Here is a 19,613-nt window from a genome sequence, read left to right on the forward strand (position 1 = left end):
AGGCTTATTTTGCCTGCGCACTTTATATAATGTTAGATACTGTTGAGATACTGGTCTATCATCTCACTGGAGGTCTGGTAATCTCCGGTTCCCACATACTCCTTAAGTGCAGTGAAGAACTCTGTGTCTATATCTCCGTAGGAGTACCTGTCAATATCACGTATAAGGTCCTCCACAGGTTCGCGGTCCCCCGCTCTCAAGAATGCCCTGAGCTCCTTGAGCTTGCTCTTGTTTATTCCATCCCGGACTTCCTTCTCAGCAGGCTCCTCCACATGATTTATCTTTGACATATACTTGTCTATCTGCTTGAAGAAGTCGTTCATCATAGCTATAAAATCGCGGGTATTATCGCGGGCATACTGCTGGTTTCCGATATTTATCGCAGACTCCAGGTTGGCCGCCTTGCGCTCGATTCCGTAAGCCCCGATATTTGCACTGCTGCTCTTGATGTCATGGATTATATTTTTGTACTTTCTCACATCGTCGTCTATATATTTTCTGAGCTGCTGTACCTCTTCCCGGTACTCATCCCTGTAATTTCTGACAAATGTGTTAAAGGTTCTGAAGCTTCCACCCATGGCTTTGACGGAATCTTCCACGGACACAAATCTTCCAAGCAGGACTGCATCCTCCATATAGTTGATGTCATCATCGGACTGGGAAAGCTCTGTGTCTCTCTCCTTTATCTTGTCCTCCGATATATAAGTCCTCAGCATGGATTCTGCCTGATCGAGCTCTATCGGCTTAACTATGACATCGTTGAAGCCCGATGTGAGTATCTCCTCTCTGGATGTCTCGACCGTGTTGGCGGACAGCGCAATGATAGGCATCTTCTTGTACTCCTCGCCGTCAAGATTTCTCATCTCCCTGACGGTATCCAGTCCATCCATGACAGGCATAACGGTGTCGATAAATACCATATCGTAATTCTCCACCATGACCTTATCAAGTGCATCAAATCCCGATGTGGCTGTGTCGCACGCCAGACCATATGTATCAAATATGGTCTTCTCCACCTGTAATGCAAGCTCTGAGTCGTCCACTATAAGTATGCGGGCATCCGGCAGCCACAGATGTGAATTGGCATTTCTTCTCGCCATCTCCTTGCGCTTTCTCTCATTGTAGTTGACATAACTATAATCAAACACTGACTGCTTGATGCTGAAGCGTATGGTCGTTCCTGCGCCATATATGCTCTCTGCGCTGATGCTTCCATCCAGCATACGCACAAGCTCCTTGGCTATGGCAAGGCCAAGACTGACTCTGAACATTCCTATATCTGATCTCTCATAGGAGTCATCCAGCTCAAACAATGTTCCAAGTCTCTCTTCCTTAACTCCAAGTCCTGTATCCGATATCTTGAAGTCCAGATATATCTCATCGTGATCCCTGTCAAATATTCGGGATATCTCAGTCTCCGGTTCCTCTATGAGCTCCGAGAATTCACTGACTGTGTAATCCTCGGCCTCCGCCTCATCTACATCCTCGTCAGCTCTTCTGGCTATACGCCAGTCAATGTCTATGCTTATATAGCCCTCTTTTGTAGTATTTGCGGACCATGCAAATATGTTCTCAAGAATCTCTCTCACCGCCGTCATATCTCCTATGAGTCCGTTCGGTATCTTGTCCTCAATGCTGACCTTGAGATCGATGAGATCACTGTTCACCATGGACTTGAATTCGTCGGAGAGCTCATCTATGAGATCCGAGGCAAAATACTGCTTGTACTCCGGCTCTATGATGTCGTCCTTGAGGTTTGAAAGCTTCGATATTCCATCGGACATATCGAGTATCTCTCTTCCCGCAGCATACATGGCACCGTACTGTGCATACTCATCACTCTGGGTATCCTGACAGTTTCTCATGGCAAGCTCTGAGATGGCGATTATGTTATTGAGTGGAGTCCTTATCTCATGATTAAGATAGTTTACATAATCATTCTTTGCCTGATTGGACTTCTCCGCCTCCTCACTCTTCTTGCTGAGCTCTTCCACCTGCTCGTTCTGTCTTCTGAGAAGCTTGAAGATACTTCTCGCAACAGCTATTCCCACTAAGATAAGAAGAACTATAAATATCACAAGGAGCATCTTTGCCAGATTCGTCTCGAAAAAACCAAGTTCCTTGTCTATGACAAATGTAAGCGGCTGTTCACACTCCACGCCGTCCGCATTTTTTGCAGTTAACATAAAACGGTAAGTACCTCCCTCAAGATTGGTGTACTCGACCTCCATCTTGTCAGTTCCCGTGAGCGTTCTCTTCTCGCTCTCAAAGCCCTCAAGGTAATACTCCACTGATATGTCAGCACGGTTTACATAACTAAGGACTGAGAACTTGATAGTTATTCTGTTGGTGTTCTTCGGCACATCTATCTGTCCGTCCAGATCTGAGAACTGATGCTCAGTTCCATCCACCTCTATGGAGGCAATACGAACCCTAGGAGCTACCTCGTTCACATACTCTGAATTGAGATTTATCCTGCACAGCCCTTCATCGCAGCACACATACACAACGCCTGTCTTTGACACATAGTTGGTTGATTTCTCTGTTATGTTGGATATTATTCCGTCGTTCTTCGTAAAGCTTATATATTCAGGTGAGGCATTGCTCAGTATATCCTTCTCATAATATCTGTATAAACCTCTGGAACCAAACATCCACAGGTATCCCTGATCGTCCATTATGAGATCGTATATACCGTTGGTGTTATCCACGGTGGTGACCTGTCTGACGGTTCCCTCCTGATAATACAGACCATTGTCCGTTCCTATCCACAAACCGCTGCTTCCGCGGACCATACTTGACACAACGCTCATCTTCTGGGTATCATCCAGCTTCATCTTGCCGACAGTATAATCCGTGTCAACTATAAACACGCCAGCGCCGTTGGAACCGGCATACAGCTCGCCGGTCTCGTCTGCGTACAGGCTGATTATGTCAGGGTTATCAAGTCCATCCAGTCTCGATATGCTCTTTACGACATCATCGCCCTCTATCACAGATATACCGTTCTCTGTTCCAACCGCCACCGTTCCCGGCTTTATCTCAGTTATACAGTTCACGGCATTGCTTATGAGTGATGACTCTCCACGGCTGTAGCTCTTGTACTGCCAGTTTCGGCTCACCTTTATTACACCATATATCTTATATGTAGCTATCCACAGATGATCGTCCGAATCCACATACAGATCTCGTATACTTATACCGCTGAGCTTTGATACGAGCTCATTGTCCGCACTCATCACAAGCTTGCCATTTGAATCTACGATATACAGACCTTCATCAGTTCCTATAAACGTGTTGCCATTGTAGCTCGTCACACAGTTCACGATGGAGCTGTCTATGCCGTACTTCATGGTGACATTCTGGAACTTGCTCCTCTCCAACTGAAGAATACCTTTTCTGTATGACGTAAACCAGTAATTGCCCTCAAAGTCTATGATCATATCGCTCATCGACTCGTTAAAGCTCAGTCCCCCGATGGCTGTCACATTACCCTTTGATGAGATATATCCAACACCGTCATCGGCAAGCGCCCAGATGTTGTCGCCATCCGAATATATCTTGTTGATTCCGTGAAGGTTGCCCGTGTTGATGATCTCATTCTTGCCGTCTGTTCCTATCTTAAGGATGCTGTATCCGGCGGATCCATAATATCTGTTGCCATTCTCGTCAACATACAGTGAGTTTATATCGTCGACCCTGTACTCTGACTTGTTGGTTATGGAGACATGTCTTTCAGGATCAACGGTTATCAAAATATCATTATTGGCTATTGCATACACATAGTCCCCATGTCCTGATATATTTCCCACGCTGAGTCCTGACACGACATCATCAGCCAGAGCTTCCGCACCGTCAGATGACAGACGAAATATTCCCGACGAGGCCGCTATCCACAGATTCTTGTTATCGTCCTCGTACATGGCGTTGATGGTCGACACACCCAGATTGTACATCTCGGAAACTCTCTGAAAGGTTCCGTTATCATACATGTAGAGTCCATAGTTGTCCGTTCCAACATACAGCTTCTCATCACTTGTGAGATAAATGCAGTTGATCGAATATTTCGTGGCATCCTCGTCACCGTCCAGTGAGAACAGTGTAAATTCACTTCCGTCATACCTGTAAAGTCCGTTGTCCGTACCTATCCATATGTATCCACTCACAGACTGGCACACACAATTTGCCTCTCCACTGTCAAACCCATCGGTATCGGAGAATGTCCTCTGGTTATAATTTGATGTAAAATCCTCATCTGCAAACACACTAAGCCGTGGCCACATCACTGTCGCCACGGCAAGTATTATCACGTATATGATAAGTTTCTTTTGATGATCTCTCATTTTTTCCTCCGAAGATATGTCCGCTCCTACGCCTCTTTGAGGAATGCAACATATCCTTTCTTGGTCTCATATATATCTGCCTTGGATGTCACTTCCCATGGTGCATGCATGTTGAGTACAGCCACGCCACAGTCTATTACCTCCATACCATACAGTGAAAGTATATATGCGATGGTTCCGCCGCCACCGACATCTACCTTGCCGAGCTCGGCTGTCTGGTATGTGATCTCCGCATCATCCATGATCTTTCTTATAGCCGCCATGTATTCTGCATTTGCGTCATTTGATCCTGACTTTCCTCTTGATCCTGTGAACTTGTTAAATACCATTCCTTCACCGAAGATAGCCGCATTCTTCTTGTCAAATGCTGACTCAAATGTAGGATCAAAGCCCGCAGATACATCCGATGACAGCATCCTTGACGATGCAAGACATCTTCTGAGTGAGATCTCTGAGAAGCCACCCATGGCGTTCATGATCTCAGCTACAGTATTCTCAAAGAAGTGTGACTGCATTCCTGTTGCTCCAACACTTCCTATCTCCTCCTTGTCAGTGAGCAGACAGCAGGTCGTCTTCTCCGGATCGTCAGCCTCAAGCATGGCGACAAGGGATGTGTATGCACACACTCTGTCGTCCTGGCCATATGCCATGATCATACTCTCGTCTATACCGCAGTTCCTTGCCTTTCCTGCAGGAACGATCTCGAGCTCTGCTGAGAGGAAATCCTCCTCCTTCATATTGTACTTCTTCTCAAGGAGCGCAAGTACAGCTTCCTTTACAGCCTCCTTCTCCTTGCCCTCAAGCGGTCTGCTTGCAAACAGTATGTCAAGCTGCTCTCCCTCTATCACTGAATCCGCTCTCTTCTTGAGCTGCTCCTGAGAGAGATGTATGAGAAGATCTGTAACACAGAATACCGGATCATTCTTGTCCTCTCCTATGTTCACTGTCATAACGTCACCATTTGTCTTTGCAACAACACCGTGTATGGCAAGTGGGAGTGTTACCCACTGATACTTCTTGATTCCGCCGTAATAGTGAGTGTCGAGATATGCAAATCCGCCCTTCTCATAAAGCGGATTCTGCTTCACATCCATTCGAGGGGAATCAATGTGTGCACCGAGTATGTTCATGCCCTTCTCAAGCTTCTTCTTTCCTATATTGAACATGGCGACCGTCTTGTTCATCCACACGGCATACACTTTATCTCCAGCTGCAAGGCTCTCCTTGTTCTTAATGATCTTCTTCAGATCTCTGTAGCCGTGATCCTCTGCCTGTCTGACGATCTCTTTAACGCATTCTCTCTCTGTCTTGCCATTGTCAAGGAATTCCCTGTAGTCCTTACACAGGCTCTCCAGCTCCTTTATCTCATCCTTCTTGTATTTGTTCCACGCATTTTTCTGTGCCATTTTCATTGCCTCCTGTTAATAACTGTACACATCAGTGTCTATATTCCACGCACTCCTGCGCATAGTAATACTGCGCAGGATAACGAGTATAGCTCCCATTATTATAAAGAAAATAATATATACTGCATATGACGGGATCATTGTAAACTTGAAAACAAGATATCCTGCCACACACAAAACAATTGCTATAACAATTGCAATAGCCATATTAAAGAATGCATTCAGATTGCCTCTGAGCGCACCGTATTCATCCTCCCAGTCAAGCTTCGGATGTGTTGAATCGAGAAGCACACCTGTGTATGTGCAAATGCCCGAGCCGAGGATTCCCAGCACAACATAATACACACTGTCTATAACACTACACTCCATATATATACAGAGGATAACCGTGGTAACCGCGATCGTCACTCCGCTGAACAGCATGCTAACCCAGACCTTTGCGCGGATCTGGAGATCATATGTCATCGGGATGTGCTTTATAAATGATATATGGCTTCCCTCTCTGGTGAACGCCGTGGATGCGATACTGTTCATCGCTGTTGCAAAGAATGCCAGGGCGATGACCGCAACCAGCATGACCATGTCAGCCAGGAAAAGCCCTCTTCCAAATGTGTCTCTGAATGCCCTGATCGAATCCGCAGTTGCAGGTATATTGAACAATGCCACAACGAGTATCGGCCATATCAGGTTGACCACAACGCAATACTTCCTGTATGCCGGAGTCCTCACCAGTGTCTTTATCTCCTTTGCCATATATGATCTGAACGGTGTCTTTATGGCAAAGTCCTGCAGCCCGACAACTTCCTTCTGGCGGCGTCCTGACCTTCCGGTGGATGACACAAGGTATACGCCCCTGAGGTACAGCAGATTTCCAAGGAAAAACAGAAGTGCCACACAGCCAGCGTTCACAAGCACAAAGAGCAACATATACACGATGTTGTTACTGCCCAATGCCTTCAGGAACAGCGGAACCGTGAAAAATATATTGTTCATTACCTTTATGAATATATTGTCACCATTTTTAAGGCTGTCTATGTAATTATTTATATTCACAGAGTCCATCTGTGCAAATGACCATATGAAAAGGCCTGCAAACACTACAACCGCAAGTCCCACCATGAAGTCCACATTTCTGAGCAGTTTGAGTTTGCTGAAAAACGCCATGACTATCAGTGCAAATATACCACAGTACACCAGCGGCAGAACCGGAAGTAAAAATACTCCAAGTAATGAGGTTATCACGGATACCGGCTTTATCTCTGCGGCTACAAAGTAACCGATAAATCCACAGAAGAGAACCATAAACTCCATGACGCTCTCGGCAAAATATGCGTGTGTAAACTTGGCGGCCACAAGCTCTGCCGGTTTCACAGGCAGCGGCAGTAAATGATCAAGATCAGATGAAAAATAAAGCAGATTGAATAAGACCATTATACTGAATATAACGCCGAACACCGACATGAGCTGGATAACGAGGTTGAGTCCCTCTGTACAGCCTCCCGCCTCCATGAGTGCGGCAGTCATTATGTAAACTATAAATCCCACAACGATACAGCACGGGATCATGATACAGCACATGGCGATGATTCCCATGACCTTATATGCCTTTGCCTTGTCCCCGTGCTCCGGCATCTCCATATCATTATTCCTGCTTATCATACTGAGCAATATCCTAAAATTCTTCATGCGTCATCTCCACAAATATCTCTTCAAGAGATTTGTTCCTGTGCTGTGTCTCAAGCTCATCCAGAGTTCCCTGGTATATATCCTTTCCCTTTCTTATCATGATTATCTTGTCGCAGAGCTTCTCTGCAACCTCGAGAACATGTGTTGAAAAGAATACACAGTTTCCTGCGTCGGCATGTTCACGCATCATCTTCTTGAGCTCATATGCCGCATTCGGATCAAGTCCCGTCATAGGCTCGTCGAGTATCCATACAGGTGGATTGTGCACAAGCGCAGCTATGACCATCATCTTCTGGCGCATACCGTGGGAATAGCTGACCATCTGTCTGTTCAGGCTGTCCTCCATACCAAAGCGCTCAGCCATCTGCTCTATCCTCTGCTTTCTCTCGGTGGTCGATACTCCATATATATCAGCGATGAAATTGACATACTCAAGTCCCGTAAGTCTGAGAAATATATCAGGATTGTCGGCTATATAACCCATGGACTGCTTGGCCTCCATTGGCTTTTCTCTCATATCGAAACCATTTATCTTTACTCTGCCCTCCGTCGGCATAAGTATACCTGTCAGCATCTTGATGGTAGTTGTCTTACCCGCACCATTCTGTCCAACAAATCCTACTATCTCACCCTTGTGTATATGGAAACTGAGATCATCAACTGATACAATGTCTCCGCCATACACCTTCTTAAGATTCTCCGCTATTATCATGCGCATGTCCTTTCATCACTATATCGTTTTTGCATACCCGGTCTTATTATATCAATTCAGCGTACGGTTTACAAGTTTACCGTTGTATCAAGACAGAATGAATATATGACCTTCTCCTTAACCTTCATGCCGGTGAGCTGTTCAAGCACATCGGCGTATTTGTCGAGCTGGATATGGTATCTCTTAACCAGCTCCGACGCATCCTTCACGCTGTCTGTCTTGTAATCCAGAAGAACTATGCCTCCATCCTCCTCGAAGTAGGCATCTATGATTCCCTGTACAACTATCGTCTCGTCTCCGCAGTCCTTAAGTGAGCTCATTATTTCTCCGGGCTCCATCATCATGTAGAACTGTCTCTCACGGTACAGTCTGTCCGACTTGCCCGCAGCCGCCATGCGCTGTCCTATCTCACTGTGTATCATCTTATATATCTTCTTTGGTCTTATCCGCTCTCTGTACAGCTCATCAAATAACCCAAGCTCAAACACTCTGTCGACATCCTTCTCCGCATCCGCAACAGTTTTCCCTGAGAAGTCTGCAAGCTCCATGATCTTGTGATAAATGTTTCCTATCTCATTTCCATGGACTATCCTCTCCTCACTCATGAATGCTGGGATTGGGACCTCACTTCTGGCACTGTACTCCCTGCTGGTTAGGATATCCGGTGTAATGGCATCCTCACCGTGCGCCTGAAGTCTTTTTATCTCGGTTATGGACATCTTGCTCTTAAGCCCCGAATGTCTGTAGCCATACCTGAATTCCAGTCCGTTCTTCACATGGTCATACAGTTCTTTGTCGAGCTTCGCTTCAGAGGCTTCCACTGTCATATTTTCTGCTTCATCCTGATCAGTCTCAGGAGACATAAAGCTGTCGGCCTCCACCTCGATGCTCTTCACATGATCGCACTCTCCCACATATCTGAGCGCGGTATATATCCAGGCGGCATAGCCATTTGCTTTCATGATAGATGCATAATTCATCCTGTCTCCGATTATATACATATCACAGGCTGCCTTGAATTTATCTGCATCCTTCACGCACCCGGTCATGTACAACTTTTCCTTTGCCCTGGTTAACGCCACATACAGGACTCTCATCTCCTCGGCATAGGTCTCCGCAACGATATTCTTACTCATTATCCGCTTGAAAAATGTCATTCTTCTGGCTCTTGTTCTGAGGTCGACCTGGTCGCACGCCAGATAATGATCCTGGTGGACAAGCACATTTGATCTGGTGTCCATCAGATTAAACTCCTTGCCGAGCCCAGACACAAATACAACAGGGAACTCCAGTCCCTTGCTCTTGTGCATGGTCATGACTCGGACGACGTCCTCATTCTCACTGACCACATCAGCCTCTGCAAAATCCAGATCATTTGTCTTGAGCTCATCAACATATCGGATGAAGTTGAACACGCCCTTGCTGTTCTCCTCGAAATCATCCGCCTTCTTGATGAGCATGTCGATATTCGCCTGGCGTCTTCTTCCCATCGGTCTGGCACCGACAAACCAGTAAAATCCGGTGGTGTCCAGCACGTATCTTATTATGTCGCTTATGGACATATAATTTTTATTCTTCTTGAGATAGTCAAGCATGCGGAGGAATTCCCACAGTCTGTCCACAGCGTGTTTTTTCTCGCCCACATGGGTGTCCATATAATCTATGACCTTGTCATAAAGTCTGGCGTTCCAGTCCATGCCGTTCTTCTCGTATCTGCTGCGGTATTCACCCACTATAACCGCAAGCTCCTCCTCATCAAGGCCCACCAGTGGCGACCTTAAGACAGCAGCCAGGTCGTAATCCACGTAGCTGTTATCAACTATGGAGAGCATGCTGACCAGTGTCCGTATCTCAGCAGCATCAAAGTAGCCACTCTCACTCTCAATATACAGAGGTATGCCCTTCTCCTGAAATACCCTGTCAAATATGGTGGATGCTGTGGACACACTTCTAAGCAGTATGACGATATCCTTATATCTGACAGGTCTCCTGTCAGCACCACTTCCAACATACAGAGGTTCACTTCCGTCAACAATATCACGTATCTTACCGGCGATATAATTCGCCTCAACCTCAGGATTGCCATACTCCTCAGATACATCCGCTTCTCTCATATTGTTGTCTATGAGTATGAACTCTGATACAGGGCCATGATCCACATCATCCGGCTCCGTCATCCCTTCTCCGTCACTTATGGCAAATCTGGAATTGAGCTTTGCGCCCTCATCGTACTCTATGTCTCCTATCTCTCGCCTCATGAGCTGGGCAAATATTGAGTTCACCGTCTTTAACACATTTATCTCACTTCGGAAGTTTCTGGTCAGCAGTATGCTGTTGCCATCTATGTCCGGGTCCGCTATGTCAGCATCACCCAGCCTGCGGTAGCTGTCATACTTCTCTATGAACAGATCGGGTCTCGCCATTCTGAATCTGTATATGCTCTGCTTAACATCGCCGACCATGAATGTGTTGTGGATATCCTCACCGTGTCCCGACACACTTGCCAAAATGTATTCCTGCAGAAAGTTACTGTCCTGATACTCATCTATAAGTATCTCCCTGTAGCGCCTTGAGACTTCCTTTCCAATCTCTGAAGGGACAGCCCTGCCATCCTCTATTCCATCGCAAAGTATCCTGAACGCGAACTCCTCTATGTCGTGGAACTCGAACATATTCTTGTCCATCTTGACCTTCATCAGCTCATCCATATAAAGCTCAGTGAGCTTCAAAAGTGATGATATCACTGGCTCAGTCATGGCTGCCTGCCTCAGAATGTCATCCACATCCAGGACGACCGAAACTATGTCGTCTATGATCGACTTATACACATCCCGCCTTGATTTGACAAATTCCTTCTTCTCCGGGTCAGCTCCACCGCCCGGGTTCACAAATCTGTCAAATGCATAGCATATACTCCGGCCCTGGGCATCCTTCTCCATCTTGAGTCCCTCCGGTCTCAATGACGATCTGTATATATCTCTGAGTTCAAACAGGTCAACATGCAGGTCGTCTTCCCCGCCACAGCTTCTGAGCATGTGTGTTATCAGCTCAACATCCTTATCCACACGGAGTCCGTACGCCTCAAGGCCATACGCCTCCGTTGCATATTTCTGACACTCCCTGACCATATCATCCGCAGTTCTGAGCATCATGTACACCCTGTCCGCAAATGTTCTGACCATCGGAAGCCCCATGACTTCTCTTCTCTTCTCCTCCTCAGTGGATGATGTATCCACGGCAAATTTCATGGCATCCGCCGCCTGCGCAAGCCATTTCTTCGGCTCCGGATAGCTGGATATAACCTTTATTATCCTCTCAACTATATCCGGCACGGCACTGTCGCTCTCATTCCTCGCAAATGTCCTTATAAGCCTGTCGAAACCGGGCACGACCGATTCATCCTCATAGCACATCTCCATGACCTGATCCATCACGTCGTGCTTTATGATCTTCATCTCCGTGTCGTCCGCTATGCCAAATGCACAGTCGAGCTCCACCCTCGCAAAGTATTCCTTCACTATCCTAAGGCAAAAGCTGTCTATGGTGCAGATGTCAGCATGGTTGATCAATGTCATCTGCTTTATAAGATGCTCGTCATATTCGCCCTTCGCCATCATCTCATCTATCTTTTTCTGCAGTGCCTGTCCTATCTTCTCCTTCATCTGGGCCGCTGCCGCATTTGTAAATGTAACCACAAGAAGCTCATCCACAGATACCGGCTCGCTTCCCTCTATTCTGTCACCACGCGAATTTCTTCCGGCCACCATCTCTATGATACGCTCCACGAGCACCGCCGTCTTACCTGACCCCGCCGCTGCAGATACAAGAAGATTGCCATGCCTTGTGTCGATGACATGCGCCTGCTGGTCTGTCCACTTAATTCCATTGTCAGTCTTCATATCTTTTCCCATGCCATCACTCCTCACTTATCTCTATATCAAACTCTGCAGCTCTCTTCGCTATCTGTTCAGCCAGTTCTCGCAGCTCCTCAAGATGCGCCCTCTCCTCCGCCAGCTTCTTTCTGGTGCTCTCGAGAGTCTCCATCATCTTCTGTGTTGCCTTATCGCCGCGGTCATCGACCTTCTTCTGTGCATCATCGTACTTTTTCTTGGCGCTGTCACATGACTTAACAGCCTTCTCCATATCCCCCCTGACCTTCTTGTAGTCAGTCCTGATATTCTTTATATCCTCAGCTTTGCGGTTGTAATTTTCCGCCTCGCCCCTATAGATCCTGGAGTATGAATTGCCTGAATACTTGCTGTCAAATGCACATATGCCCTTAAAATCACAGTATTTGCACGCATTTACCTTGCCCTCATTGACCGGATTTATCTCGATGCTTCCCTCGGCTATATTGCCGGCAAGCCTCTCTATGTTCCTGCGGTTCGCCTCCATGAGATCTGTTATAAGAGTCTCCTCAAGGCTCTGTCCGTTCTTGAGTGTCGCTGAGCTGTTGTCCATGACCTTCAGCGCCCTGTTATCTCCATTGTACAGACCTGAATATCTGGACTCCTCAAGTATCTTCTTCTCGAAGGTGTCCACAAGCACTCCCCCGAACACCTCGTCATCGGCCGCAAATCCCATGCCATCATCGGTGTATCTGATCTTATCTCCCATTGCCGTCACGTCACATGCCGGATTGTCAAAGGTATAATACAGAAGTCCGCCCACATGTATACCACCAGGTCTTCCAAGCTGTGCCATCCTGCGCTTTTCAAGCTCGCAGGCTATGGCGCCGTATGTCACGAGCTGCATCTGGAGTCCTCCGAGCACCTTGTCTATATCCAGCTTCTTATCAGATGACTTGTAATCTATGATCTTGAAATAAGCATCCCTGTCATCCGTAAATTCATCTATTCTGTCTATAACTCCCTTGAGGCTCATCGTGAGTCCATTTGGAAGGTTGAATATATATCTGTCTATGTTGTCTGCATTTTCCGATGTGTTGAACCGCCGCTCAAAATTCTCCGGGTCCATCTCCCCACATCTGATAAATGTGCGGAGCGTCCTGGCTGTCCTCGACGCAACACCCGCCAGAAGCTTTTTCATGTATGCCGCTCTTGAAGAATCCTCAAAGTACAGCCCGGCTTCATCCTCCGCAGATTCATTTGCAAATTCCACCGCCTTCTGTTCCAGCTCCGCCTCGTCCAGATGTACCCAGTCGTTGTCCCTGAACATCCTGACAAATGAGAATATCTTCTCCATGGTGCTGTGAAGTATATTACCAACATTTGCAGCGCCTATCCTGTATGTCTCCCTCTCTCTGAGCGAAAGTCCGTATGTCAGGAAATACTTGAACTGGCACTCAGCATACCGCTCAAGCTTGGACACACTCTCCACCAGATTCTCTCCATATATAAGGCGTACAGTATCTGGAGACAGATTTTTTGACGAGTTAACATAATTCTGCCCGAAGTTAATCGATCTGAGCTGTCTGCCATATCCCATCTTCGAAAGCAGTTTTCTGACAGCGTCCAGCGTCTCCCCGGCTTCAGCGTCATCAGAATGTCTGATGAGGTATCTGAGCGCTCCCGCCGCAGTCTCCGGCATCTGACCGTCCACATCATACTCCTCCGTCCGTATATCCGGGAATATATTCTTTATCCTGTCTATCAGGTATGACGGCTTCATGGACTTGAGATCCTCTCCGATCTTTCGGCACAGCACATAGATCATATCCGACGCCTTGGTGAGCGTGGTGTATATATAGAACTGTTCTATATACGCATTTGTCTTATCTGATGGAGCCAGCTCTATACCGTAGTCCTCAAGGCTCTGGCGGTCTGCACCGGAGAGTATCCTGCCCTTCTTGGCCGGTTTCGGAATTATGCCTTCGTTCACTCCCGCCATGAACAGCACCTTTATATGGTTGAGCCTTGATCTCGTCATATCGCCGACCACCACGCGGTCTATAGTCGGAGGCACTATACCGATCTCCATATCCGCTATGCCTGCATCCAGGATTCCCGCATATTCTTTTACGGTAAGCTTCTCATCGCCGATTATAGCCTCCATCTTCTCAAACAGGGCAACAACCTTGTCAAATATCCTTCCGTATGCATCTCCCTCATCCCATCTCTCCTGCTCATACAGCACTTTCTTATGAGCCTCAAGCTTACCGCACACATCAAGCTGCGCAAGGAAGCTGTAAAGAGATTCCGTATATGTTCTCACTGTGTTCTTGGAGCCAGGGCTTGCCGGCTTCCACACATCGATACATTTGTCCGGGAAAAGCTCCATGATCTGGGCTCTTATAGACTCCATGTCTGCCGCATAGTCAGGATTCCTGTCATCGGTTATCTCCTTCGTCCAGCTCCTGTAACCCCTGAGATTCCTGAGAAGCACATAGTTCTCCATCCTCTCAATGTCGTCCTGATCCACACCGGTCATTCCTGACTTTAACAGTCTGAACACGCTGTCAAATGAGAAGTTCTCCGTCATCACACCGAGGAAAGCCCTTATGGTGTCTGAGCACGGATCTCCCTTAAGAGATATATTTGCATCTATGAACACAGGGATTTCGTATTCCTCCATCGCCTGACGGTAATACCTTGCCACATCCTGCAGATCACCCGCAACCACGGCTATATCCTTATAACGGTATCCCTTGTCCCTGACAAGCTCTCGTATTCTTCCCGCTATATACTCAGCCTCGTCTGCCGCCCTGTCCACAGCGACCACATGTATGTCTCCGTCATCGCCTGTGACTCTGCCATGGGGGTATCTGAACAGATTGGCCTCAAGTCCGGCAAGCTCCTTGCTTTTCTCGAATCTGTACGGTCTGCGATCCTGACACATAACGACATTATCCAGTATGTCCACCTGCTCATCACCCGCCATTCTCACAAGCGCCTGCACAGTCTCCTTGGTGAGTCTGAACAGCTCGTACTCCTTCGGCTTTGTGAAGCCTATCTGCGACGCATCTATCGTAAATACAAATATCATGCTCTCAACGCGTGTCATGAGCTTCCTGATAAGATCCATCTGTACCGGTGTAAATCCTGTGAATCCGTCAAGATACAGATGGCTGTGTGCCAGCATATCCGACCTGTCCACGCATTCAGCCAGCAATTCAATGAGCTGCTCCGCAACTATATAGCTGCCATCCCTGTTGTACTCCTCAAATCTCTTATATATAAGCCTGATGTCATGCATTTTTCTGTATACCAGACTGTCCTTATCCAGCTTGTCCATGACTGCGTCGATCGAATCCCTGTCAACCGCATACTGGAACAGCTCAGACATCATGGATTTCATCTCATCTATAAAACCCATCTTGTTGATATAGCTTCCATAAACAAGGAGCTCGTCCTGTGACTCTATAAGTATCTTCTTGATGAGCATGCTCTTTCCAAAGTCCTCCAGAACCCTTCCCGGATTCACTGACAGCTCATCGAATACCCGGTACGCAAGCCTGTTGAAGCCTATGGCATCTATGTTCATTGTTCCATGCCTCGGATGCATGGTCACTATATCTCTCTGCGCCTCCATGGAGAACTGCTCTGGAACCACGTACAAATAATTCAGGTCTCCGTGAGCCATCGACTCCTCTATCAGCTTCTTTATCACATATTCTGTTTTTCCTGAACCGGCGGGTCCCAGTACAAACTGTATTGCCATCTGTATTCTCCTTACACCTCAATATACTGTTATCTATGCTGTTTTTTCATCTGCTAATAATTTTCTCATAAAATCGCTCTCTTGTGAATAAAATATATAAAAAACAGGGAGAGCAAATAATGTCATCAACTAAACTTATCGTATTAAAATCAAAAGAACTCATATACACCGCCATACTGCTGGCACTTGTGATCGTATTTGTCATTATACTTATCACCATGTTCCGCGGCAAAGATTCAGATGACACCAGTGGTTCAGCCAGGAGCATCGCAACCTCAGCCCAGACTGATCCGTCTCCTAAGCTCGACGAGATACATTACACACCGGGGACATACTCATCTTCCCTTGTTCTGGGAGAAAACACTCTGTCCGTCATGGTCACTGTGGATGAGGACTACATCACAGATGTGTCATTCAAACAGGTGGATGAGACTGTGACCACCATGTACCCACTTCTTGAAACGGCACTCGAGGATATCAATACTCAGCTTCACTACATATCTTCCGTGGACGATATAACACCTTCCGGAGACAGCACATACACTACCAGACTTATCATAGATTCCATACGAAATGCCCTGAAGGATGCCGTGATCAACTAGCTGTCACGGTGCTTTCTGCCAAAACAAAAGGACATATGACCGTATATATCTTGTATTATATACGGTCATATGTCCTTTATTTATCCCACCGTTTATACGGTCGTTACTGCTTTGCAACTATGTTATCCTTATCCTTGAAAATACTGCCTCCCGGCACATATCCCCTGACTCTTGATACAGGATAGATGTTGCTGAATCTTCCTATTACGGTTCCAGGATTGAGGACGCTGTTGCAGCCAACCTCAACATTATCTCCGAGCATTGCACCAAACTTCTTAAGTCCTGTTGCAATGTCAAAGCTCTGTCCGTCCACATTTCCCTTAACGTGAACCAGAGTCTTGTCAGACTTCACATTGGACGTGATGCTTCCGGCACCCATATGTGACTTGAAGCCGAGGACTGAATCTCCCACATAGTTGTAATGAGGAACCTGAACGTTATTGAATATGATGACATTCTTGAGCTCTGTTGAATTACCTATCACACAATTCTCTCCGACCAGTACGCTTCCTCTGATGAATGCACCCGGGCGAACCTCTGTGCCTGCACCTATGATTGTCGGTCCAAGGATGGTTGCTGTTCCATACACCTTACAGCTCTTGTGGATCCACACATGCTCATCCACCTCATTGTACTCATCCTTGTCCAGGCTCTTTCCAAACTCAAGCACGAAATCCTTAATAAGTGGAAGCGCCTCCCATGGATAGGTAAGCTTCTCAAGAAGAGGCTTTGCCATGGTCTGATCCAGGCTGTAGAGCTCCTTTATTGTTACAACTGACTGTATATCTTCCATAATAATAGTCTCCTTTTCTATCACATATAACTGATACATACTATGTTATACACCTTTGAATCAGTATGTGCAATCACTGTGTATCCGCATTCTTCTCCGCCTTTGCGCCTGTTCTGGCTGTGGCTCTTGTCTCCTTCTTCTGGGCACCTCCGCCCTTGGCGTAGAACACCTTCGTTTTGTCGAATACCCCTGTTATTCCATTCTGGTTCTGTATCTGCTTCACAAGGTTTGTGTATTTGGTGACAAATGTAGTCATCTTATCCGTGTATTCCTGCTTGGATATCTGACCTTCAGCGACACCCTCAAGCCCCTTTTCCCAGCTCGCCGTCAGGTCCGCTCTCAGCAGACCGTTGATGGAATAATATACTATATCGTATATTATCTCCCCAAGGAATGTCGGGGTCACTATCTGTGTCTTCTTGTTCAGCGATATATATTTGTTCTTCTCCAGCTTGGTGATGATCCCGTCTCTTGTGGCACTTGTTCCGATTCCAGCTCCCTTGATCTGCTCTCTGAGCGCCTCATCCTCTATGAACTGTCCTGCATTCTCCATGGTCAGGATCAGTGATCCTGAGTTGTATCTCTTAGGTGGGGATGTCTCACCCTCCTTTATGTCGATTCCCTGGACGCTCAGCTTGTCACCCTTCTTTATCTTCGCAAGCCTTGCTATGAATTCAGGGCTGTACTTCACATCGTCCTTCTTCTTGGAAAAGCTGTTGGCCGCCACCTTAAGATAGCCATCGTTTATCAAATATTTGAAGTTGGCAAACAACTTCTCTCCGTTCTTGGAGAGTGTCATTGCAACCTTCTGGTATTCCGCAGCAGGGTAAAATATGCTGAGGAATCTCCTGCATATGATCTCATATACCTTGAGAGCTGTAGGTGCCAGACTTCTAAGTGCTCCAAAGCCCTGTCCGGTAGGTATGATGGCGTAGTGGTCGGTGATCTGCTTATCGTTCACATATTTCGTCTTTGCGATTCCCTTATATGTGCCGCTCTCCATGGCCCCCTGTGCAAATTCTGCCACAGGCTGGAAATTCTTAAGTCCCGATATGTTCCGTCCTATCTCCTTTGCCACGGCCGTTGACAGCACTCTGGCATCTGTTCTCGGATAGGTTACCAGCTTCTTCTCGTAGAGCTCCTGGACTATCTTGAGGGTATCGGACGGACTGATCTTGAAAAGTGATGAACAGTCATTCTGAAGCTCCGCCAGATTATACAGCATCGGAGGCTGTTTCTTCTCTTTCTTGCGCTCCACAGCCTGGGCCACAGCCTCGGGCTCCCCTGCCTTCAGCTCCGCCAGAAGCTGCTCCGCTGCGGGTCTCTCTTTAAATCCATTCTCCTTATACAGAAGAGGCGACTCGAAATACTTTGTGCCCTTCACTGCCTTCCATTCTGCGTCAAATGTCTGTCCTTCCTCGCCCACATTTGCAACGAGTCTGTAGAACGGAGTCTTTACAAACTCCCTGATCTCACGCTCTCTCTTCACTATTATACCGAGGACACAGGTCATGACACGGCCCACGGCTATGACACATCTGTCCATGCCGAGATACCTCTGGACTACATTTGAAAACTTCAGCGACAGCGCCCTTGAAAAGTTGATACCCATAAGGTAGTCCTCCTGGGCCCTAAGGTACGCTGCGTTGCTGAGACTGTCGTACTCTGAGAGTGGCTTCGCCTCACGGATTCCCCTGAGGATCTCCTCCTCGGTCTGTGAATCGATCCACACACGGCGTTTCTCCTTGCCGGTTACGTGAGCCATGGAATCCACAAGCCTGTATATGTATTCTCCCTCTCGTCCTGAATCCGTTGCCACATAGATACAGCCTATGTCATCGCGGGTAAGCAATCCCGCAACGATATTGAACTGTTTCTTTGTGTCAGGAAGAACTTCATATTTGTATTCAGTTGGAATAAATGGAATAGTTGAAAGGCTCCACTTCTTAAGATTCGGATCGTAGACCTCCGGGTAGCTCATGGTGACCAGATGTCCGACACACCATGTGACAACCGCTGTATCCGACTCCAGGTAACCATTTCCCGCATTACCCTTCACCCCCAGCACGTCGGCAAACTGCCTCGCCACGCTGGGCTTCTCTGCTATATATAAATTCTTCAAATTATGCTCCTATTCTTTCAGCATCCGCCACACACATGATCCTGTTTATACCGTGGCCGGTGCAAAAATACATCACAACACATCTGTATATAATAGCAGAATTTGTGGAGGGGGGCAAGTGGGGACGGAGGTGCCTGCTCCTCCGCTTCGCACTTCTCTCGCGCTTTGCGCGTTAATACCAAATTGCTCCGCACTTCGTGCTCCCGCAATTCTGCGCGGCATTCACACTCCGGCCTGTCGGCCTTCGTGTTCATGTCGCGTCATCCCGTCAAATGCGCTACATGCCGCGAGCAAGCTCTCGCATGTGCGCGCTTGACGGGATTATAACG

9 protein-coding genes are annotated in these 19,613 nt (G+C 47.1%); 1 reads left to right on the forward strand and 8 read right to left on the reverse strand.

Translation table 11 applies throughout. The features are described from left to right. Positions 1 to 32: 32 nt before the first annotated feature. The 6 genes from GT575_RS08475 to GT575_RS08500 all read right to left on the reverse strand — a co-directional run bounded on the left by GT575_RS08475 (position 33) and on the right by GT575_RS08500 (position 15,767). Complete coding sequence (locus GT575_RS08475; RefSeq protein ID WP_022216892.1) at positions 33 to 4,343, reverse strand: hybrid sensor histidine kinase/response regulator; 4,311 nt, start codon at positions 4,341 to 4,343, stop codon at positions 33 to 35. A 26-nt stretch (positions 4,344 to 4,369) separates the two neighbouring features. Beyond that, positions 4,370 to 5,749 carry an aminopeptidase gene (locus GT575_RS08480; RefSeq protein ID WP_015535084.1) on the reverse strand — a complete coding sequence of 460 codons (1,380 nt, stop codon included), beginning with the start codon at positions 5,747 to 5,749 and terminating at the stop codon, positions 4,370 to 4,372. Positions 5,750 to 5,764: 15 nt separating this feature from the next. Next, entirely contained in the window at positions 5,765 to 7,435 is a 1,671-nt protein-coding gene (locus GT575_RS08485; protein ID WP_022216894.1) for a hypothetical protein, read from the reverse strand. After that, positions 7,422 to 8,147, reverse strand: coding sequence for an ABC transporter ATP-binding protein (locus GT575_RS08490; protein WP_022216895.1), 726 nt, complete (start codon positions 8,145 to 8,147; stop codon positions 7,422 to 7,424). The genes GT575_RS08485 and GT575_RS08490 overlap by 14 nt, the downstream gene beginning before the upstream one ends. 68 nt (positions 8,148 to 8,215) lie before the next feature. Continuing rightward, the gene (addA, locus tag GT575_RS08495; protein ID WP_161171868.1) at positions 8,216 to 12,058 is read right to left on the reverse strand and encodes a helicase-exonuclease AddAB subunit AddA; all 3,843 of its coding nucleotides are present in this window, start codon (positions 12,056 to 12,058) and stop codon (positions 8,216 to 8,218) included. Positions 12,059 to 12,062: 4 nt separating this feature from the next. Continuing rightward, a complete protein-coding gene (locus tag GT575_RS08500) occupies positions 12,063 to 15,767 on the reverse strand; it encodes a PD-(D/E)XK nuclease family protein (protein WP_161171869.1) in 3,705 nt (1,234 codons plus the stop codon). A 119-nt stretch (positions 15,768 to 15,886) separates the two neighbouring features. On the opposite strand from GT575_RS08500, the gene GT575_RS08505 reads away from it, so the two are divergent. Next, on the forward strand, positions 15,887 to 16,369 hold the full coding sequence (locus tag GT575_RS08505; protein ID WP_055146811.1) for a hypothetical protein: 483 nt from the start codon (positions 15,887 to 15,889) through the stop codon (positions 16,367 to 16,369). Positions 16,370 to 16,472: 103 nt separating this feature from the next. Here the strand turns inward: GT575_RS08505 and GT575_RS08510 are convergent, their stop codons facing one another. Both GT575_RS08510 and GT575_RS08515 read right to left on the reverse strand, forming a co-directional pair. After that, the gene (locus tag GT575_RS08510) at positions 16,473 to 17,162 is read right to left on the reverse strand and encodes a UDP-N-acetylglucosamine pyrophosphorylase (RefSeq protein ID WP_161171870.1); all 690 of its coding nucleotides are present in this window, start codon (positions 17,160 to 17,162) and stop codon (positions 16,473 to 16,475) included. 73 nt (positions 17,163 to 17,235) lie between these two features. After that, a complete protein-coding gene (locus GT575_RS08515) occupies positions 17,236 to 19,284 on the reverse strand; it encodes a DNA topoisomerase (RefSeq protein WP_161171871.1) in 2,049 nt (682 codons plus the stop codon). Positions 19,285 to 19,613: the final 329 nt, after the last annotated feature.

This window comes from Coprococcus sp. BIOML-A2 (genome assembly GCF_009875795.1).
Taxonomy (GTDB): Bacteria; Bacillota; Clostridia; order Lachnospirales; family Lachnospiraceae; genus Coprococcus; species Coprococcus aceti.